Below are 19,466 nucleotides of genomic sequence, written 5' to 3'. Positions count from 1 at the left end.
CCCCGCCCCCGGGCACGGCCGCCCCCACCGGCCGCCCCATCACGCGCCCGCCCACCCGCGAGCCCCCCCGCGAGGCGGCCCGCGCGCCCACCCGGCAGCCGACCAGAGAGACCGGCCGCGAGCCGGCCCGGGAACCCACCCGCGAGCCGACGCGCGAGGCCACCCGGTCCGGCGGGCCGGCCCCGAGCACCCGCCCGCCCGCCACCTCCCGGCCCGACGACCACCCGCCCGCGACCCGCCCTCCGGCGACGAGCGCGCCGGAGCCGGCCCCGTCGAGGGAGCGTGAGCCGCTCATCTCCGTCTCGGTCAGCGTGTCGGTCGGCCTGCCGCTGCTCGGCGGCGAGGGCGACGGCCTGCTGGACGCCGACATCGGTCTCGGGCTGGGCTCCAGCCTGCTGGGGTTCGTGGTGGTGCCGGGATCGGTGCTGGTCGGACGGCAGCTCGTGGTGCGCAGGGTACGCAGGGACCGCGAGCGGGATGAGCCGGAAGTTGCACGCCGGGACGGGTGATCCCCTACTATCTTGCGACGAATAGGGCGTCCCCCCGCCCGATTAGCTCATGCCCGTAACCTAGGAGAAGAGTGGCGGCTGCGTCTTCCGCCCGGCTGCGTGTCCCCGCCGCCGCGTTCACGGCGGTCCTGCTGTTCGCCACCACCAGCATCGCCGCCACCGCCGTAGCCGCCGCTGTCACCACCGCCCCGGCGGGGGCCGAGCCCAAGCCCACCGTCAAACGGCTGAAGAAAGAGCTGGCCGCGCTGCAGAAGGACGCGGACAAGCTGATCACCGAGTACTACGACAGCCGGATCGCCGGGCAGAAGGCCGACCGCGCGGCCAAGGCGGCGCGCGAGCGGCTGGCCGCCGCCCAGGAGGTCTTCGACCACCACGCCACCGAGCTGCGCGCGATGGCCATCGCCCGCTACACCGGCGGGGAGCCCGGCCCGCTCGCCCTGCTCGCCGGCCGGCAGGACCCCTCCTCGCTGCTGGCCAGGATGGCGCTGAGCCGGCACCTGGTGGACGAGCAGGACGCCAGGCTGAGCGGCCACGCGGCCGTCAGGGACGCCCGCAAGCGGGCCGAGGAGGAGGCCGCCGCCCGCGCCGAGGAGCTCGACCGGACGACCGAGGAGCTGGAGCGGCGCAAGAAGAAGGCCGAGAAGCAGATCGAGAAGATCAAGGACAAGATCGATCAGCTCTACACGGCGCCGGGGGCGCGGCCCGACGGCACGTTCGTGCCCCAGCTCCCCGAGGGGGCCGACAACATCACGCCCCGGATGCGGCTGGTCAAGCAGCTCATCCAGGAGCGGTTCGAGGTGCCGTACGGGATCGGCTGCTACCGGGCCATCCAGGACGGCGGCGAGCATCCGCTCGGCCGGGCCTGCGACTTCATGCTGAGCCGGGGCGGCGCGTACCCGTCGGAGGCGGAGATGCGGCGCGGCGACGAGATCGCGGCCTGGGCGATCAAGAACGCCCGGCGGCTGGGCATCATGTACGTCATCTTCCGCCAGCGGATCTGGCACGTCAGGACCGGCGTGTGGCGCCCGATGTCCGACCGGGGCGGCAACACGGCCAACCACTACGACCACCCGCACATCTCTGTCTACTAGCCCTTGTTACGCTGTGTAGCGAAATGACTACACAAGGGGGCTCGTGTGAAGATCGCCTGCGTGGGCGGCGGACCCGCCGGCCTGTATTTCGCGATCCTGCTGAAACGGCAGGACCCGTCACAGGACATCACGGTCTACGAACGTGACCCGGAGGGCTCGACGTACGGCTGGGGCGTCACCTACTGGGACGACCTCTACCACAGCCTGCACGCCCTCGACCCCGAGTCCGCCGCCGCGATCGGCGAGAGCTCGATCCGGTGGGACACCTGGGCGGCGCACATCGCCGACCGGCCCAGGGTCCGCATCGACTACTGGGACGGCGGCTTCGGCATCGGCCGCGCCCGGCTGCTCGGCATCCTCGCCGACCGGGCCCGCTCCCTCGGCGTGACCCTGGAGTACGAGCGCGAGATCGCCCGCGAGGAGGAGCTGGCCGGCGCGGACCTGATCGTCGCCGGCGACGGCGTCAACAGCGGGCTGCGCGAGCGCCACGCCGGCCACTTCGGCACCCGCGTCGCGACCGGGCGCAACCTCTACCTGTGGCTCGGCACCACGAAGGTGTTCGAGTCCTTCACCTTCGCCTTCGCCACGACGCCGCACGGGTGGATCTGGTGCTACGGCTACGGCTACAGCCCTGACCACAGCACCTGCGTGATCGAGTGCGCGCCGGAGACGTGGGCGGGGCTCGGGTTCGACCGCGCGAACGAGGCCGACAGCCTGGCCCTGCTGGAGAAGCTCTTCGCCGACATCCTCGACGGCCATCCGCTCATCAGCCGCCCGGACACGGCCCCGCCCAGCCCGGACACGGCCCCGCCCCGCCCGGGCCGGGCGGGCGCGGGCCTGACGGCGGCCGGTCGGGCGGGCGCTGGTGAGGCGGGCGCCGGTCGCCCGGAGGCCGGCCTGCCGGGGGAGAGCGGGGGAGCGCGGTGGCTGAACTTCCGCACGCTGACCAACGAGCGCTGGCACCGGGGCAACCTCGTCCTGGTCGGCGACGCCGCCCACACCACCCACTACTCCGTCGGGGCGGGCACCGCGCTCGCGCTCGGCGACGCCTCCTTCCTGGTTCACGCGCTGACCACCCAGCCGACCCTGGAGCGGGCGCTGGCGTACTACGGGCGGGAGCGCAGGCGCACGATCCGGCGCGCGCAGAAGGCGGCCCGCAACAGCGCCCGCTGGTACGAGAGCCTGCCGCGCTACCTGGAGCTTCCGTCGTACCAGGTGCTCGACCTGCTCGGCCTGCGGCACTCGTCGCTGCTGCCGCACGTCCCGCCGCGGCTGTACCACCGGCTCGACCAGGTGGCGGGGCAGCTCTCCTGGCTCTGGTCGGTCATCGCCCGCCGCGGCGGCCCGCCCCAGCAGGACGGCGGCCCGCGGCCGTAACCCGGCGGAGGCGGCAGGCGGGCGCAGCCCGGCGGAGGCGGCCCGCGGCCGTGGGGGCGGCGGTCAGTCCTTGGCCAGGGCGGCCAGCAGGCGGTCCTCGGTGACCTCCGGCCCGGTGAGCTGCTCGGTGATCGCGCCGTCGCGCAGCACGACCACGCTGTCGCAGTTGCCGACCAGCTCGGCCACGTCGGAGGAGATCAGCAGGATCGCCAGCCCGTCCACGGCCAGCTCGTCGAGCAGCGCCTGCATCTCCAGCTTGGTCGCCACGTCCACGCCCCGGGTCGGCTCGTCCAGCAGCAGCACCTTGGGGTGCATGGCCAGCCACCGGGCCAGCAGCACCTTCTGCTGGTTGCCGCCCGACAGCTCGCCGGCCGGCTGCCGGGGCGAGACGGCGTTGATGCCCAGCCGCCGCATGAACGTCGCCACGATGCCGTCCACCTGCGCGTCCGACACGATGCCCGCCCGCGACAGGCGGGGCAGGGCGGCCAGCGCGATGTTGTCGCGCACCGACAGGGTGGGCACGATGCCCTCGGTCTTCCTGTTCTCCGGCACCAGGCCGATCCCGGCGCGCACGGCGCTCCTGATCGACCACTTGCGCACCGGCGCGCCGGCCACCGTGACCTGGCCCGCGTCCACCGGCAGCACGCCGGCGATGGCGCGCGCGGTCTCGCTGCGCCCGGCCCCGAGCAGCCCGCCCAGGCCGACCACCTCGCCGGCGCGCATCGCCAGCGACACCCCGTCCAGCATGTGGTGGCGGGTCAGGCCCTTGGCCTCCAGCACGGGCGCGTCGGCGGGCTCGGCGGGCTCGCCCGCCTGCGGCGCGGCCGGGGCCGGGTGGAAGGGTCGGCCCAGCATGAGCGAGACCAGCCGCAGCCGGTCGAGCCCCGCCAGCGGGCCGGTGTGCACGGCCCGGCCCTCGCGCAGCACCGTGACCCGGTCGCAGATCCCGTACAGCTCCTCCAGACGGTGGGTGACGTAGATGACCGAGCGGCCCTGCTCGCGCAGCCGGGTGACGGCCGCGAACAGCGTCTCCAGCTCGGCGTGGTCGAGCGCGGTGGTGGGCTCGTCCATGATGACGAGGCGGGCGTCCGCCGAGGCGGCCCGCGCCAGCGCGACGAGCTGGCGGGCGCCCTCGCCCAGCGACCCGAGCGGGCGGCGCACGTCCACCTCCAGCCCGTACGCGGCCAGCTCCGCCGCGGCGCGGGCGTGCACGGCCGCCGAGTCGATCAGCCCGAGCCGCCCCCTGGGCTCGCGGCCCAGCAGCAGGTTGCGGGCCACGCTCATGGTCGGCACGAGGTTCGTCTCCTGGTGGATGGTGGCGATCCCGGCCCGCCTGGCGTCGCCGGGCCCGGCGAACCTGACCGGCTCCCCGAGGAAGCGCAGCTCCCCCGCGTCCGGCTGATGGACGCCCGACAACACCTTCACCAGCGTCGACTTGCCCGCGGCGTTGCCGCCGACCAGGGCGTGCACCTCGCCGGCGCGTACGGACAGGGTGACGTGGTCGAGGGCGACGACACCCTGGAACGCCTTGAGAACGCCAGCCACCTGCAGCACGGTTGCCTCCGCCTCGATAGTGATCGAGGAAGGAAACAATCCAGTAACGGAATTGTCACATTCGATCAGAATGGGGCGACGTGCAGCCGGACCCCGCGCGCGCTCAGCTCGTCGAGCACGTCACGGGGCGCGGCGTCGTCGGTGACGAGGTGGTCGATGCGGTCGGGCGGCACGGTCTGCACCATGGTGTCGACGCCGACCTTGGTGTGGTCGGCCAGCACGACGACCTCCTCGGCCGCCGCCGCCAGCGCCCGGTCCACCCCCGCCACCTGCATGTTGGGCGTGGACAGGCCGCGCTCGGCGCTCAGGCCGTTGCCCGAGACGAAGGCCCTGCGCACGCGCAGCCCGGCCAGCGACCCCTCGGCCGCGCTGCCCACCAGGGCCAGGATCGAGCCGCGCAGCGTGCCGCCGGTCAGCATCACCTCCACCCGCGGCGAGGCGGCCAGCACCTGCGCGACCAGCAGCGAGTTGGTCACCACGGCCAGCTCGGAGTGGCGGGTCAGGCGGCGGGCGAACTCCTGCGTGGTGGTGCCGGGGCCGACCACGATGGCGTCGCCGTCCTCGACGAGGGCGGCGGCCAGGTCGGCGATGGCGGCCTTCTCGGCCGACTCCAGCGAGACCTTGTGGGCGTAGCCGGCCTCGCGCGACAGCTCGCCCGGCAGGGTGGCGCCGCCGTGGTGGCGGTTGAGCAGGCCCTCGGACTCCAGCGCGCGCAGGTCGCGGCGGACGGTGACCTCGGAGGAGTGCACGGCCTGGGCCAGCTCGCGCAGCGACACGGCGCCGTTGGCACGCACCAGCTCCAGGATGCGCTGCCGTCGCTCGGCGGCGAACACGGGCCTGCGTCCGTCACTCTGCGTGTCGCTCACGGCCCGATCATAGTCGATCGGCCAACGCCGGTTCACCTCTGACCGAACGAGAACGAATTTGATCGAAAATCTTGACCGGGTCGCTCCGCCGGTGCTTACTTTGGAGCGTGTCAGGGTCAAAAGCTGTCCGAACCTGATCGGCGCGTTTCGAAAGGACCCCCCGTGCGTAAGCGCCTCGCGTTGCTGCTGGCCGTACTGATGTCCGTGTTATGGCAGATGCCGACGAACCCCGCCACCGCCGCCCCCGTGGAGCGGAACGGGCTGCGCGGCGACTACTACCTCGCCTCGGCGGCGGGGAAGTTCGACTTCGCCGAGCTCAAGGCGAGCATCATCGACCCGAACCTGGAGCTGGCCGACCTGAACCCCACGTTCAAGCTGCTCACCGGCAGGGAGGACGACGTCACCGTCAGGTGGACGGGGCAGATCACGCCCGAGCACTCCGAGACCTACACCTTCTCCATCATCGGTGACAACGGCTTCCGCCTGTGGGTGGACGGGCAGCCCATCATCGACCACTGGGTGGACGACTGGGACAAGGAGCAGATCGGCACCCCGATCGCCCTCGAGGCGGGCAGGAAGTACGACATCAAGGTCGAGTACTTCGAGCACTACGGCGGCGCCAACCTGCGGCTGCGCTGGCAGAGCCCCAGCCGGCCGAAGGCCGTCGTGCCCATGGACGCGCTCACCGTGCCCGCCGACTTCCAGCCCGACGGGCCGTACGACGCCAGGCTGAACGCCGCCGGCGACGTCGCCACGCTGACCTTCCTCAAGCCGCTGGCCGCGCTGCCCGCCGACGCCGCGCGGAAGCTGGCCGTCACGGTCGGCGCCGCCGCCTGGCCCGTCACCTCCGCCACGCTCACGACCCCGCAGACCGTGGAGCTGAAGCTGGCCCATCCCGTCCCGGCGAAGGCCGGCAGCACCGTGCGCACCTCCTACGACGGCGCCGGCGGCATCACCCACGCCGACGGCGCCCCGCTGGCGGCCTACCCGTTCGCGCACGTCGTCAACGCCTCCACCTACGTGCTCAAGAGCCGGTGGACCGACGAGGTGGACAGGAACGACCCGCTGCCCGAGTACCCCAGGCCGCAGCTCGTCCGCGACCGCTGGCGCAGCCTCAACGGCGTCTGGCAGTTCGCCCCGGCCCGGCAGGGCGAGGCCGCGCCGATCGGCAAGGAGCTGCCCGAACGCATCGTGGTGCCGTACCCGGTGGAGTCGCAGCTGTCCGGCATCGGGCGGCACGAGGAGCGCATGTGGTACCGCAGGACGTTCGAGGTGCCCCGCACCTGGCGCGGCGAGCGGCTCATGCTGCACCTCGACGCGGTGGACTGGGACGCCACCATCTACGTCAACGGCGAGCGGGTCGCCACGCACAAGGGCGGCTACGACCGCATCAGCGTGGACGTCACCGGCGCGCTCAAGCGCTCCGGAAAGCAGGAGCTGGTCGTCGGCGTGCACGACCCGACCGACAACGGCGCCCAGGCCATCGGCAAGCAGCGGCTCAACCCCGGCGGCATCTGGTACACCTCCGTGTCGGGCATCTGGCAGACCGTCTGGATCGAGCCGGTCGCCGAGGAGCGCATCGAGCGCGTGGACACCACCCCCGACCTGCGCGGCCAGGCCCTGTACGTCACCGTGCACGGCTCGCCCGGCACCGCCACCGTGATCGCCAGGGACGGCCGCAAGGTCGTCGGCGTCGTCCGCGGCCGGACCGGCCAGGAGCTCAGGCTCCCCGTGCGCGACCCCAAGCTGTGGTCGCCCGACGACCCCCACCTGTACGACCTGGAGGTCAGGCTCAAGCACGACAAGGTGGAGTCGTACTTCGGGATGCGCTCCATCTCCGTCGCCGGCAACCGCATCCTGCTCAACGGGCGGCCCGTCTTCCAGATCGGCCCGCTCGACCAGGGCTTCTGGCCCGACGGCATCTACACCCCGCCCACGGACGAGGCCCTGCGCTACGACCTGGAGCAGACCAAGGCCCTCGGCTTCAACGCCGTGCGCAAGCACGTCAAGGTCGAGTCCGACCGCTGGTACCACCACGCCGACAAGCTCGGCCTGCTGGTCTGGCAGGACATGCCGTCGGCCGTCCGCACCACCGACAGGCCGCAGTTCGAGGCCGAGCTGCGCGAGCTGGTCGACCAGCACCGCAGCAGCCCGTCGATCGTCATGTGGGTGCCGTTCAACGAGGGCTGGGGCCAGTACGACCAGGCGCGCATCGCCGACCTGGTCAAGAGCTGGGACCCCTCGCGCCTGGTGAACAACATGAGCGGCATCAACTGCTGCGGCGCCGTGGACGGCGGCAACGGCGACGTCAAGGACTTCCACATCTACCCCGGCCCCGGCAACCCCGGCAAGCCGTCGGGCAACCGGGCCAACGTGATCGGCGAGTACGGCGGCCTGGCCCTGCCCGTCGTCGGCCACACCTGGACCGGCGGCGGCTGGGGCTACGCGGTCGAGCCCGACCCGCGGGCCCTCACCGACCGGTACGTGCGCATGATCGGCGAGCTCGCCCGGCTGCACGCCTGCGAGCAGCTCAGCGCCGCCATCTACACCCAGACGATCGACGTCGAGACCGAGATCAACGGCCTCATGACCTACGACAGGGCGATCACGAAGCCGGACGTCAAGCGCGTCCGCGACGCTCACCAGGCGCTCACCGGCGCGATCAACCCCACCTGCGGCTGAGCACCGCCGCGCCCCGGGCCCGCGTGGCCCGGGGCGCCGCACCTGAGAGGAAGGACCCGCGATGACCCCCCGCATCCGGACGGCCGCGCTGGCGCTGGCCGTCCTCCTCACCGCGGCCGCGTGCGCCAGGGCCGAGGAGCCGCAGGCCGCGCCCGCCGCCACCGGCACGGCCGGGCAGCAGGTCGTGCAGACCCCGAGCGCCGGCGGCTCCGGCCCCACGTGCACGCTGCAGCAGTTCGGCGGCACGAAGTTCGACCTCAAGACGGCCACGGTCGGCTTCTCCCAGTCGGAGAAGGAGGCCAACCCGTTCCGCATCGCCGAGACCAAGTCGATCAAGGACGAGGCCGCCAGGCTGGGCATCACCAACCTGAAGGTCACCAACGCCCAGTCGCAGTTCTCCAAGCAGATCACCGACGTGCAGCAGCTCATCGCCCAGGGCGTGCGGCTCCTGGTCATCGCGCCGCTCAACTCCGACGGCTGGGAGCCGGTGCTCCAGCAGGCCGCCGCCAAGAAGATCCCCATCATCACGGTCGACCGCAAGATCAACGCCAAGCCGTGCAGCGACTACCTCACCTTCATCGGCTCCGACTTCTACGAGCAGGGAAAGCGCGCCGCCGACCGGATGATCGAGGCGCTGTCCGGCAAGGGCAAGGTGGCCATCCTGCTCGGCGCCCCCGGCAACAACGTCACCACCGAGCGCACGAACGGCTTCAAGGACCGGGTCAAGGAGAAGGCCCCCGGCATCACGATCTCCTTCGAGCAGACCGGCGAGTTCGCCCGCGAGAAGGGGCAGCAGGTCACCGAGCAGCTCATCCAGTCCAACCCCGACATTAGGCCGAATGCTAAGATCGTCCCAGTTGGTACTACATGTCCGAGAAGTCCCATGTGCAACGGTGTGCATGACCTTGCGCAGAGGGCTCAAGGGCTGGCAACGGAGTGTGACGATCATGCTGGGAACCATCAGCCCCTATGAGACCGCCAACGGCACCCGCTGGCGGTTCCAAGCCCCACCCCGCCTCGACCCCGTCACGGGGGAGAAGGTGCGCCCAGGTAAAGCCGGATTTGAAACCGAGCAGGAAGCCTACCTGGAGCAGATCAAGTACAACGCCAGCATCGGCACATTGACTGTTGAGACCACTGCGTCCCTACGTGACGTTCTGACCAAACGACTTGCCGAAGCCTCTTACGCCAACGGCACGCAGAACTCCTACTACTACCAAACGACCCGTTTGCCCGAATGGCTACTCGACATGCCCCTCATGGATATCGACAAGGGCCACATCGAGACCATGGTGATGCAGCGCTGCGAACAGCGCATCAAGGAGACCGGCAAGCCCTACAGCCGCTCCTACATGGAAGCTCTCGTGAATCTGGTGTCGGGGACGTTCGTATATGCGGTGACCAAAGGCGTGCCCATCAAGAACCCCTGTACCGGCATCAGCGTCAAGCGCCTGCTGAGTCGCTTCACTGCCAAGGCCACCGACTGGCGCGCGAGCGTGGCCGTGCAACAGTCCGGGCCCGAAGATTGGAAGTCGGCGATGATCAAAGGGGCTGTCGGCAGCGGCCCCGTGCTCACCCGCGATCAGGTGATGGACTTCATCGAGTTCATGCCCTACCCCTACCACGCCTACTTCATCACCACCTTCTTCCAGGCGTTCCGCAGAGGCGAGTCGCTGGGGATGGCCTGGGAGCGAACTGACCTCAGCCCGGAAATCTCCGCTGCGCTCATCCAGGAGACCATCGCGCTCTCGGGAGGGCAGGTCCAGGTCAACCCCACGCCGAAAAGCGGGGAGTCCCGTATCGCGCTGCTCGACCCCTACGTTGTGCAAGCGCTGGAGGATCACCAGAAGCACCAGAACGACCACAAGGCCGAGCACTACCCCGAATGGCATGACGACTGGATTTTCACCTCCAGGCGCTACCGCACCTCCCAGGATTGGCATCCGGGCAAGGTGATTCGGCCGTGCAGTGTGCTCGGGCAGATCAACAAATGGGCCGGTCGCTCAGGGGCAAAGATCGACGGAGTTCGCACCCTGCGCCGTTCGTGGGCGAACATCGCCGCCAACAGGCTCGGCATTCCCCCCTACGTCATCATGAAGGTCCTGGGTCACGCGGGAGAGACCGTGACGACCGAGCACTACACCCAGGCCACTGACGCCCAGGTGAGAGAGGCCCTCGCAGCCGTCCGCGATTACGTACTCGGCGGATAACGGCAGGCCGGACGATCCGGGAAGCGCCGCCCTATACACAGGTGCGAGGGAGAGATCGGGAGGGGTCTTTCCGTGCGCGCGGACAGTTCCCGGATTGTCCGCACTTTATAGAGGTGGGAAGGGGCCCAGAGAGTAGCGCAGCAACGCAAGCGTGCTCTCGGCCCTCGCCCAACCTTCGTTCCGGACGTCGATGGATTGTCCACCCTTGGGGTCCTGGGTCCCCCGATCTTGGGGGGACTACAGGGGGTACCTGGTTTACCTACCTAGTACTGAACCCGACAGGGTTCAGGAAGTTACCTACCTGGTCTTACCTACTGACCTACCAGAGGATCGGCCTCCAGGCCGATCCGAGAAGGTGACCTACCAGGTTCTTACTTCTTTCTCCCCCAGATCACCTCCTTCCGTCTCCGACTCAGGAGGTGAGGTTGCCAAGAGCACCCAAGAAGTGCCTGGAGTCGGGTTGCCGGCGGCCGGCAACCAATCAGGGTCGGTGCCCAGAGCACTACGTGCCCTGGTCAGTCACCAGCCCCAGGAACCAGACGCGGCCATCGAACGCCGCGACGCTGATGCGCAAGGTGCGCAAGCGGGACCGTGAGCGCTGCTACGTCTGCGGCAGCCCCGGTCGGATTGTTGACCACGTGACCCCAGTCGCCGAAGGCGGCTCCTGGGACCTGTCCAACCTCGCCTGCATCTGTCCCATCTGTCACGAATCCAAGTCTCGGAAGGAGGCCGCGCGGGGGAGGGCGCGTCACCGATGAGAGATGAACGTTTCCGGCCGAACTGTGGCCCTAGCGGCTACTGCGGCTCTTGTACCACTCCTTGCTTCCTGGACGATCGCGCCGCCTTCGAGTCGCTCGTCGAGCGTGGCCCTGACCCCTACGACGAGCTGGCCCACTCCGTCGAAGACACCGACACCTTCGCGCTCAACTGCGTCCGCTGGGAAGATCCCGAAGGGGTCTGCTCCACGGAAGTCTGCATCTCCAACTACTTCTGCTACGACGACTACCAAGCCGACGCCGAAGGCGACGCCGTCTAAGACGGCCACCCCCAAGCCCACGGCCTCGGCCAAGCCGACGGTTAAGCCGACCCCGAAGCCCAAGCCGAAGCCCCCGTCTTCGGCAACCCAGGTTGCCAACGTCCTGAAGATCGCCCGAGGCGAGATCGGCACCTCGGGTCGGCCGAACAAGTACACCCGGTGGTACGCCTACGACATCGACAAGGGCTCTGAGTTCCTCTCTGTGGCCTGGTGCGCCATCTTCATCTCCTGGGCGGCTGAGGAGGCCGGCGTCCGCTCCAAGACCGGCACAGAGGCTTGGACGGTCGGCTGGGCCAACTGGTACGCGGCCAAGGGCAAGTGGGGCACCAAGCCGAAGGTCGGTGCTCTGGTCTTCTACGACTGGTCTGGCGGCAAGAGCCGCTCCGGCATCGACCACGTCGGCATCGTCGAGAAGGTCAACGCCAACGGCTCGATCGTGGCCATCGAGGGCAACCACAGCAACGCAGTGGCCCGCGTACCCCGATCGAGCAGCATCGTCGGCTACGGCTACTGGGCCTAACGGCCTACACGTATACACCCAGCGCTCCGTGCCTCATACGTTCAGGTTCGCGTTCGCATCCACAAGACAAGTCTCGGCGGAGTTGGGGCTGAGGATGGGGATATTGATCAGGCAGCCAAGCGCATCATCGACGACCCCGGCCCGAGCGGGCGCGGGGGTCTGCATGCCGATGGTGGCAAGCGCGGCGGCGGCAAGGCCGACTGAGAAGCGACGCATGGGTTTGCGATCTCCTAACTGAGGCGCGATTGGCTCACCTCTGTGATTGCCACCTCAATGCATACGCAACGTAACCACTGGATACTCATGGCTATCGATGCAGGTCAATAGACCTGGCCAGTTGGGCTGCCAGCGAGAACCGGGCTTCGAGCCGGTGGGGCTGGCACGGCGCGCGTGAGGGCGGGTTCCGCGCGCCTTACTTCTTTCTTCTACACCGGAGGTGATGTGCATGGCCGGAAAGCACTCGAAGGTCGAGTCCGCGGTGCCTGCGAAGGCGGGCAAGCCGAAGGCCAAGGACGTCGAGGTGCCGCACGACGACGCCGAAGGCCACCGCTCTCACCGCGCCCGCTACGGGGCGAGCGAGGAGTCCTGAGGTGGCCGGGAGAGGTCCCGCGCCCAAGGAGAACGCCGTCAGGCGCAACGCCGTGGACCTGAGCCACCTCGAAGGCGAAGAGGTGGACGGCAAGCTCAAGAAGCTGTTCAAGCGCGACGGCTACAGCGTGGCCACGCAGCGCTGGTGGGACACCTGGGTGGACAGCGAGCAGGCCGAGTCGTTCAAGGCGACCGACTGGCAGCGGCTCCAGATGTTGGCGCCCTTGGTTGAGGCGTACTACCGCCGCCCCGGCCATAACGCGTTGGCGGAGATCAGGCAGAACGAGAGCCTCCTCGGCGCGACGGTCACCGACCGCATGCGCCTTCGCATGAACAAGAACAACGACCAGTCGAAGGGCTCCGACAAGCCCGACCGGCTCCCCGAGAACGTCGCCGACATGGACCTGTACCGGCAGCTCGGGGGCGCATAACTGAAGGAGGTGACCGGCCATACAGACCGGGAACCTCCCCGAAGGCGTACCGCACCCCAAGCGCAGCCTGGGCTATCCGATCCTCCGCTGGGCTGAGACGTACATCGTCCAACCGGACGGCGAGAACGCCGGCCAGCCGTGGGTCTGGACGAACGAGCAAAAGCGGTTCGTCTTGTGGCTCTACGCGATCGACTCGCGCGGGAAGTGGCTCTACGACACCGCCTGCCTTCGCCGCGCGAAGGGTTGGGGAAAGACCCCGCTCCTCGCCGCCCTGGCGATCATCGAGTTCATCGGCCCGGCGCGGTTCAGCCACTTTGACGATAACGGCTTCCCGGTCGGCAAGTCGGTGGGACTGCCGCTGATCCAGATCGCTGCCACGTCGATCGACCAGACCGCCAACACGCGCGACATGGTCAGGGGGATGTTGGCGAACTCGCCGGCAGAGGACGAGTACGAGATCGAGATCGGGAAGGAAAGGATTCAGTTCCGGAACGGGCGTCCCGGCCGGATTGAGCCTGTCACCAGCTCCAGCCGTGGCCTGGAAGGTGCCCGCCCGTCGTTCGTGATCGGCGACGAGACGCATCACTGGATCGCCAGCAACGGTGGCATCGGCGTCTACGAGGTGTTGGACAGAAACGTCCGCAAGACGGCCGGCCAGGGCTCGCGCTACATCGAGTCGACCAACGCGTTCAACCCGAACGAAGAGTCGGTGGCGCAGCGGACGTATGAGGCGTTCCTGAAGAAGCCTGACGGCAGGCTGCTCTATGACTGTGTCGAGGCCGACAACGACGAGATCGACCTCAACGACATCGAGGCCGTTGAGCTGGGCCTGCGGCAGGCGTACGGCGACTCGCACTGGGTGGACATCCAGGGTCTGATCGACGCCATCCAGGACCCGCGTACGAGCCAGGCGCAGGCGTACCGCTTCTATCTGAACAAGATCCAGGAATCGGCGAATCAGTGGATCGGCCGGCCTATCTGGGACGGCCTGCGCGATGACGACGATCCGATCCGGCCGGGCGACCAGATCGCCGTGGGCTTCGACGGCTCCCTCTACTCCGACAGCACGGCGATCGTGGGCTGTCGCCTGAGGGACGGCAAGCTGTTCCTGATCCACCTGGACGAGGACCCGCACATCCCCGGCCGCGACTGGCAGGTGGACACCCTGCTCGTGGACAAGCGGATGCGCGAAGCGTTCGCCACCTACAAGGTCGAGTGGGCGTTCTGCGATCCGAGCTACTGGCAGAACGTTGTGGGCCAGTGGGCCCTGGACACCAAGGAGGCCGACCGCGACGGCCGGGACATCGTCTTCGAGTTCAGCCCCAACCGGGCCAAGCAGATGTGCGAGGCGATCGAGCGGCTACACACCGCCGCTCATCTGGCCGAGGACGTGTGCCACGACGGCAACCCGGACATGGCCCGGCACATCGGCAACGCGGTCACGTACGAAGTTCCCCAGGGACTGCTCATCCGCAAGGAGTCCAAGCGCTCCCGGAAGAAGATCGACATCGCGATTGCGGCGGTGTTGGCCTATGAGGCCCGAGCGGAAGCCATCGCTGACGGACGGATGAAGATCCGCAAGCGGGCCCGCCTTCGCAGCTACTGACACCCCTCACATGGAGGCCCTTGGCGATGCGCCAGGGGCCTTTTTTGTGCCCGAAACCAGGAGGACTGGCCCTTGGCAACGCTCACTCGGCCGACAACGCCGGTCGAATGGATGAACTACCTCGAAGGCCAGCTCGCCATCCAGAGGGCACGCATCCTCAAGCCCACCAGCTACTACGACGCCGACGTCCAGGGAAGCAGCCTCACCTTCGCCCAGCAGAAGTTCCGCGAGATCTTCGGTGAGACCTTCGTCGGCTGGCGTGACAACTTCATCCCGTTGATCGTGGACAGCATCTCCGAGCGGCTGTCGGTCCAGGGCTTCCGCTTCGGCGAGGACCAGGCCGACAAGGACGCCCAGAAGATCTGGCAGCGCAACTTCCTGGACGCCGACAGCAACGCGGCCCACATCAACGCGCTGGTACAGGGTGCCGCCTTCATCACCGTGTGGGGCGATGAGGACGGCGAACCGCTCGTGGTCCCCGAATCCGCGGACGAGGTGGTGGTCCAGTACCGGGCCGGTAGCCGGCGTCTGCTGGAGGCGGCGCTGAAGAAGTACACCGACGACTGGGGTACCGAGTTCGCCACCCTGTGGACCGCCAAGACGGTCTTCAACTCCACCAGGGGCAAGCAGGGCTGGCTGGCTCCCAGGGCTGTGCGCAACAAGCTGGGCGTCGTCCCGGTCGTCCCGCTGACCAACCGGGCCAGGCTCAAGCTCGACCCGTTCAGCGAGATCACCAACGTCATCCCGATCGCTGACGCCATCAACAAGGTCAGCATGGACGCGCTCACAGGCAGTGAGTTCGCCGCCTATCCACAGCGGATCTTGGCAGGCATCGAGCCGTTCGAGAACGAGGACGAGGAACACCGGGCCATGATGCGGGCCTACATCGACCGCATCCTGACGCTCGACAACCCCGAAGCCAAGTGGGGCCAGTTCGAGCCCGCTGACCTGGGCAACTACGTCAAGCTGATCGACATGCTGGTCCAGCACATGGCCAGCCAGAGCCGCGTCCCCTTCCATTACTTTTTGTTGAACGGGGGCCAGGCACCGTCCGGCGAGAGCATCACCGCTGCCGAAGCCGGTCTCGTCGCCAAGGCCCGCGAGCGCATGCTGCACTTCGGCGAGTCCTGGGAGAGCGCGATGAGGCTCGCCTTCCGCGTGAAGGGTGACGCCCGAGCTGACGCCTTCGACTGCGAGACCATCTGGGCCGACCCCGAGCACCGCAACAAGGTCGCGTTGGCTGACTCGCTGATCAAGCTGAAGGAGATCGGCGTCCCCGACGAGGTCCTCCAGGAGAAGTACGGCTTCACGCCTGTCGAGATCGAGCGCAACGTGACCCTCATCGAGGAGCAGCGCAAGCGCGAGCTGGAGTTCGCCACCAAGCAGGCCAAGGCCATGGCCGAGGCCGCACCACAGATGCCGGCCGCTGCCGGGGCGAGCAAGCCCGGCCAGCGGAGCACGAAGACTTCGCCGTCGTCGAAGGACGCGAGCGTGGAGCGCCAGAGAGCCAAGCAGAAGGCTGCCTGACCCCTGGCGCGTGTAACCGGCCCTGCCCGCACGGGTGGGGCCTTTCTTATGCCATCCGCACGGATTGAGGAGATACATGGACGAGCAGTCCACCGTCGAGGCCACCCCGTCTGTCGAGGAGCTGCGGGCGCGCATCGCGCAGCTTGAAGAGGCTGAGGCGAAGCTCAAGACCGAGTCCCGCAAGTGGGAGGAACGCTCCAAGAGCAACTACGCCAAGCTCATGGACTTCGAGCGTGCCGGTATGAGCGACGCCGAACGGGCCAAGGCCGACCAGGAACGGATCATCGCAGAGGCCGCCGAGAACGCACGTCGGGCGGTGCTGGGTGAGGTCGGTTCCAAGCTGGCCGCAGCGGAGTTCAAGGCCGCTGCCGCGAAGGCTGGGATCGACGCGGACGATCTGCTCGACGTGATCGACGTCTCCAAGTTCCTCGGAGAGGACGGTTCGCCGAACTCCGAGGTCATCAACGAGCGGGTGTCCGCTCTCGCCTCCAAGTGGTCGCAGCCGAAGTGGGACCAGAACCTCGGCATTGGCCCGCAGGGTTCCGGCGCTGCCGGCCAGCTCAGCCGTGAGGCGCTTCACCGCATGTCTCCCCGCGAGATCGCCCAGGCCCGCAAGGACGGCCGCCTGGACGCGCTTATGCGTGGCGAGATCTAACAGCACTTTTACATCGCACCGCCCGAGGCCCTCGGCATGACGCCGGGGGCCTTTCGCATGCCCTGAGCAAGTAAGGAAATCCCGCCTTGGCCACCACCTTCACCAACGGCATCTACCGTGACGGCGGCGCTCGTCTGACGACCGGCGTCGAGAACGTCTTCATCCCCGAGCTGTGGTCCGCCCAGTTCCTCCAGGACACGGAGGACCAGCTTGTCCTGGGCTCGCTGCTGGCTACGAACACGTACGAGGGCGAGTTCCGTCGCGAGGGGGACGTCGTCAGAATCCCGCACTTCGTCCAGACCGTCGAGGACAAGGGCAACGTCCGCGCCTACGGCACGATCGGCGCGGCTGACCGGGCCGAGCTTGAGTACATCAAGATGCAGGTCGCGAAGGGCTCCTCCTTCCACTTCGAGGTGGACTCGCTCCACCAGCTCCAGACGAAGTCCGGTATCGATCTGATGACCGAGCTGGTTCGCCAGCGTGCCCGCCAGGCCGCCATCTCCCTGGACGCCCTGGTGGCCGAGGCCGTCGTGCTGGCCTCGCAGGAGACCGTCGCCGGTTCGGGTCTGGGCAAGGACGCCAACAGCGACAGCAGGGCCGAGCCGCTGCACGGCCTGGTCGAGTCCGTCGTCTGCGGCACCACGGCCAACGCCCGTTACGAGCAGATCGTTGACATGGTCGCGCTGCTGGACGACGCCAACGCCGAGGGCGACCGATTCCTCGTCATCGGCTCGGCCATCCGTAGCGAGATCTTGAAGCTCAAGGAGTTCATCGACGCCAGCCACTGGGGTGGCCAGGCGGTCATGCCGTCCGGCGCGATCGGGGCCATCCTGGGCGTCCCGGTCATCGTCTCCAACACCGTCGGCCCGCGTGTCACCCGCAAGGGCAAGTCGTCCCAGCTCCTGCGCTCGCACTCCGCTGCGGCTGGCGTGGACATGATCCTCGGTTCGGCCGGCGCGGTCGCCGCCGTCATCCCGCACGTCGAGATGGCCTCGTACAAGCCCGAGGCCAAGTTCACCGACGCCGTGAAGGCGCGCATGCACTACGACGCCAAGGTCATTGCCCCCCACCAGCTCGTCGTGGGCCTGCCCAAGGCCGGCGCCTGATCCTCCGCTCGCTGAACCCCCGGCGTGATGACGCCGGGGGTTCTCCCTTGCTCGATTGGAGCGCCCATGCTGATGACGGTCGCCGACATCGAGGCTCGCACCGGGCAGATCTACGAGGACGAGCGGCTGGTCCAGGTCGAGTCCTTCATCGCTGACGTGACGGGCCTGGTCGAGACCTACCTTGGCCGCACCTACACCACCGCCGCTCCACCGGCCGCCGTCAAGGCGGTCGCCTGCCTTGAGGTGATGCGCTACCTCAACACCGACCCTGGAGTGGCCTCCGACCGCATCGGTGACCTGGCCACGAGCTACGCCTACGGGGGCGCGGTGGTCGTGCTGAGCCGGGACGCCAAGGACGCGCTGCGTCCCTTCCGCTGGAAGTCCGGACTGGGCTCCATCCAGCTCGTCTCCCGCTGGATACCTGACCCGAACTCGGGGGGTACGGCGTGATCCTGGACAAGGCCCCGGAGACCATCCGCGTCTACGAGACGATCTGGGTTGACGACGGCTACGGCGGCGGCCGGTACGCCACCGCTGGAAGCAAGTACGTCGAGGTCCAGGCGTTCGTTCTGCCGACCGGTTTCGCAGGTGCCGGCTGGGCCGCCAACACGCGCGCCGCCCAGCAGGGATGGGCCGACACCGCCCGCGTCACGGTCGTGGTCAAGATGACCAAGGCGCTGAAGGACTTCGGCGAGTGGTCCCGCGTCGAGGCCCAAGGCCAGATGTGGACCGTGGTGGACCACCCCCGCCGCTGGCGCACCAGGCGCGTGGACTTCGTCTCGGCACTGTGCGAGCTGAAGGGCGATGCCCGGTGAGCTACTGGGTCAACCCGCGAACCAACGAGATCGTGGCCGGCCTTCCCGGCGTCCACGCCGAAGTCATCGCCACCGCCCACCGGGGCGCGGCCCTGCTGAAGGCAGAGATCAACACCCGCACGGGTGCGATGGCCGCCAGTGTCAGCGCCGAAGCCGTGGGGTCGAAGGACGCCTTCTTCGGCATGAGCGACGAGGGCGCGATCCCCTACAACTTCGGCCACCACAACCTGTGGGCCGACCGTGACATCCCCGGCAGCCACGTCATCGAGCAAGCGATGGGCGGGCTGTGAGCGACCCCTTCAAGACGCCCGTCCGCTGGCAGCGAAGGGCGCCCATCTTCAACCAGGGCTCGATCGGCTCCTGCACCGGTCACGCGATGGCCGGTGTGCTCGGCACGGACGGCCTGGGTCGTACTGGCCGCTCGGACATCACCGAGGAGCTGGCGCTTGAGCTGTATGAGCTGGCGACCAAGCTGGATGAGTTCCCCGGCGAGTACCCGAGCAAGGACACCGGCTCGTCAGGCGTCGGTGTGTCCAAGGCCGCGATGCGGCTCGGCTACATCAACGGCTACTGGCACACCCGCTCGATCACCGGGGCCATAGCGGCACTCCACTACGGGCCCTGCCTGATCGGCATCCCCTGGTACACCGCCTGCGAAGACCCGCGAGCTGACGCCCTGGTCCCCTTCACCGGGGAGCACATGGGCGGCCACGAGATCGTCCTTGTCGGCTGGGAGCCGGACCAGCAGCGGTTCGTCTTCGCCAACTCGCGCGGCCCCGACTTCGGGGACGGCGGGTTCTTCCGCATGACCTACCGCGACTTCGCCCACGCCCTGTGGCTCGGCGGCGACGTCGTCCTGCCGATCTTCCCTGAGACCCCGGAGAGGTGGTGAC

At 68.7% G+C, this 19,466-nt stretch carries 21 protein-coding genes and 1 pseudogene; 18 read left to right on the top strand and 4 right to left on the bottom strand.

Translation table 11 applies throughout. The features are described 5' to 3' along the window. The 3 genes and pseudogenes from IO39_RS55930 to IO39_RS57470 all read left to right on the top strand — a co-directional run. A pseudogene (locus IO39_RS55930) lies at positions 1 to 509 on the top strand (hypothetical protein); the annotation flags it as partial. 71 nt (positions 510 to 580) lie between these two features. Beyond that, positions 581 to 1,600: a coiled-coil domain-containing protein gene (locus tag IO39_RS06440; protein WP_245641830.1), complete on the top strand. Its 1,020-nt coding sequence runs from the start codon at positions 581 to 583 to the stop codon at positions 1,598 to 1,600. A gap of 45 nt (positions 1,601 to 1,645) precedes the next feature. Beyond that, on the top strand, positions 1,646 to 2,977 hold the full coding sequence (locus IO39_RS57470; RefSeq protein ID WP_043617378.1) for an FAD-dependent monooxygenase: 1,332 nt from the start codon (positions 1,646 to 1,648) through the stop codon (positions 2,975 to 2,977). Between the two features lie 63 nt (positions 2,978 to 3,040). Here the strand turns inward: IO39_RS57470 and IO39_RS06430 are convergent, their stop codons facing one another. Both IO39_RS06430 and IO39_RS06425 read right to left on the bottom strand, forming a co-directional pair. After that, positions 3,041 to 4,531 (bottom strand): sugar ABC transporter ATP-binding protein, encoded by a 1,491-nt coding sequence (locus IO39_RS06430; protein ID WP_245641829.1) that lies wholly within the window; start codon positions 4,529 to 4,531, stop codon positions 3,041 to 3,043. 65 nt (positions 4,532 to 4,596) lie between these two features. Beyond that, positions 4,597 to 5,397 (bottom strand): DeoR/GlpR family DNA-binding transcription regulator, encoded by an 801-nt coding sequence (locus IO39_RS06425; protein WP_211266911.1) that lies wholly within the window; start codon positions 5,395 to 5,397, stop codon positions 4,597 to 4,599. Positions 5,398 to 5,559: 162 nt separating this feature from the next. Between IO39_RS06425 and IO39_RS58780 the strand changes: the two genes are divergently transcribed. From IO39_RS58780 to IO39_RS59605, 4 genes are all read left to right on the top strand, one after another. Beyond that, on the top strand, positions 5,560 to 8,079 hold the full coding sequence (locus IO39_RS58780; protein ID WP_211266910.1) for a PA14 domain-containing protein: 2,520 nt from the start codon (positions 5,560 to 5,562) through the stop codon (positions 8,077 to 8,079). Positions 8,080 to 8,140: 61 nt separating this feature from the next. Then, positions 8,141 to 9,052, top strand: coding sequence for a substrate-binding domain-containing protein (locus IO39_RS06415; RefSeq protein ID WP_084772356.1), 912 nt, complete (start codon positions 8,141 to 8,143; stop codon positions 9,050 to 9,052). Next, a complete protein-coding gene (locus tag IO39_RS06410; protein WP_245641833.1) occupies positions 9,027 to 10,289 on the top strand; it encodes a tyrosine-type recombinase/integrase in 1,263 nt (420 codons plus the stop codon). Before IO39_RS06415 ends, IO39_RS06410 begins: the two co-directional genes overlap by 26 nt. A gap of 566 nt (positions 10,290 to 10,855) precedes the next feature. Continuing rightward, positions 10,856 to 11,047 (top strand): HNH endonuclease, encoded by a 192-nt coding sequence (locus IO39_RS59605; RefSeq protein ID WP_084772352.1) that lies wholly within the window; start codon positions 10,856 to 10,858, stop codon positions 11,045 to 11,047. Here IO39_RS59605 and IO39_RS55925 read toward each other — a convergent pair. Beyond that, positions 11,038 to 11,424 (bottom strand): hypothetical protein, encoded by a 387-nt coding sequence (locus tag IO39_RS55925; protein WP_169789027.1) that lies wholly within the window; start codon positions 11,422 to 11,424, stop codon positions 11,038 to 11,040. The genes IO39_RS59605 and IO39_RS55925 overlap by 10 nt on opposite strands. 103 nt (positions 11,425 to 11,527) lie before the next feature. Here IO39_RS55925 and IO39_RS55920 point away from each other — a divergent pair, with 103 nt between their 5' ends. Then, on the top strand, positions 11,528 to 11,845 hold the full coding sequence (locus tag IO39_RS55920) for a CHAP domain-containing protein (protein WP_052422512.1): 318 nt from the start codon (positions 11,528 to 11,530) through the stop codon (positions 11,843 to 11,845). 33 nt (positions 11,846 to 11,878) lie between these two features. Here the strand turns inward: IO39_RS55920 and IO39_RS06395 are convergent, their stop codons facing one another. Beyond that, the gene (locus IO39_RS06395) at positions 11,879 to 12,061 is read right to left on the bottom strand and encodes a hypothetical protein (protein WP_043617369.1); all 183 of its coding nucleotides are present in this window, start codon (positions 12,059 to 12,061) and stop codon (positions 11,879 to 11,881) included. 229 nt (positions 12,062 to 12,290) lie between these two features. On the opposite strand from IO39_RS06395, the gene IO39_RS54150 reads away from it, so the two are divergent. The 10 genes from IO39_RS54150 (at position 12,291) to IO39_RS06350 (ending at position 19,465) form a co-directional block, all read left to right on the top strand. Beyond that, on the top strand, positions 12,291 to 12,434 hold the full coding sequence (locus IO39_RS54150; protein ID WP_157547955.1) for a hypothetical protein: 144 nt from the start codon (positions 12,291 to 12,293) through the stop codon (positions 12,432 to 12,434). A gap of 1 nt (position 12,435) precedes the next feature. Continuing rightward, a complete protein-coding gene (locus IO39_RS06390; protein ID WP_052422511.1) occupies positions 12,436 to 12,864 on the top strand; it encodes a phage terminase small subunit in 429 nt (142 codons plus the stop codon). Positions 12,865 to 13,036: 172 nt separating this feature from the next. Next, on the top strand, positions 13,037 to 14,470 hold the full coding sequence (locus tag IO39_RS52290) for a terminase large subunit domain-containing protein (RefSeq protein WP_084772348.1): 1,434 nt from the start codon (positions 13,037 to 13,039) through the stop codon (positions 14,468 to 14,470). 72 nt (positions 14,471 to 14,542) lie between these two features. Continuing rightward, positions 14,543 to 15,997: a phage portal protein gene (locus IO39_RS51825; RefSeq protein WP_211266909.1), complete on the top strand. Its 1,455-nt coding sequence runs from the start codon at positions 14,543 to 14,545 to the stop codon at positions 15,995 to 15,997. A gap of 76 nt (positions 15,998 to 16,073) precedes the next feature. Then, on the top strand, positions 16,074 to 16,652 hold the full coding sequence (locus IO39_RS50350; RefSeq protein ID WP_052422510.1) for a hypothetical protein: 579 nt from the start codon (positions 16,074 to 16,076) through the stop codon (positions 16,650 to 16,652). A gap of 86 nt (positions 16,653 to 16,738) precedes the next feature. Next, a complete protein-coding gene (locus IO39_RS06370) occupies positions 16,739 to 17,758 on the top strand; it encodes a phage major capsid protein (protein ID WP_052422509.1) in 1,020 nt (339 codons plus the stop codon). 66 nt (positions 17,759 to 17,824) lie between these two features. Then, positions 17,825 to 18,208, top strand: a complete 384-nt coding sequence (locus tag IO39_RS06365) for a hypothetical protein (RefSeq protein ID WP_043617366.1) — start codon at positions 17,825 to 17,827, stop codon at positions 18,206 to 18,208. Beyond that, positions 18,205 to 18,573, top strand: a complete 369-nt coding sequence (locus IO39_RS06360; RefSeq protein WP_043617363.1) for a hypothetical protein — start codon at positions 18,205 to 18,207, stop codon at positions 18,571 to 18,573. The genes IO39_RS06365 and IO39_RS06360 overlap by 4 nt, the downstream gene beginning before the upstream one ends. Next, complete coding sequence (locus IO39_RS06355) at positions 18,570 to 18,863, top strand: DUF5403 family protein (protein WP_043617360.1); 294 nt, start codon at positions 18,570 to 18,572, stop codon at positions 18,861 to 18,863. Before IO39_RS06360 ends, IO39_RS06355 begins: the two co-directional genes overlap by 4 nt. Then, positions 18,860 to 19,465: a C1 family peptidase gene (locus tag IO39_RS06350; protein ID WP_043617357.1), complete on the top strand. Its 606-nt coding sequence runs from the start codon at positions 18,860 to 18,862 to the stop codon at positions 19,463 to 19,465. The genes IO39_RS06355 and IO39_RS06350 overlap by 4 nt, the downstream gene beginning before the upstream one ends. The last annotated feature ends 1 nt before the right edge of the window (position 19,466 follow it).

This window comes from Nonomuraea candida, assembly GCF_000725485.1.
Lineage (GTDB): Bacteria > Actinomycetota > Actinomycetes > Streptosporangiales > Streptosporangiaceae > Nonomuraea > Nonomuraea candida.
This window is presented reverse-complemented; position numbering and strand designations above follow the sequence as displayed.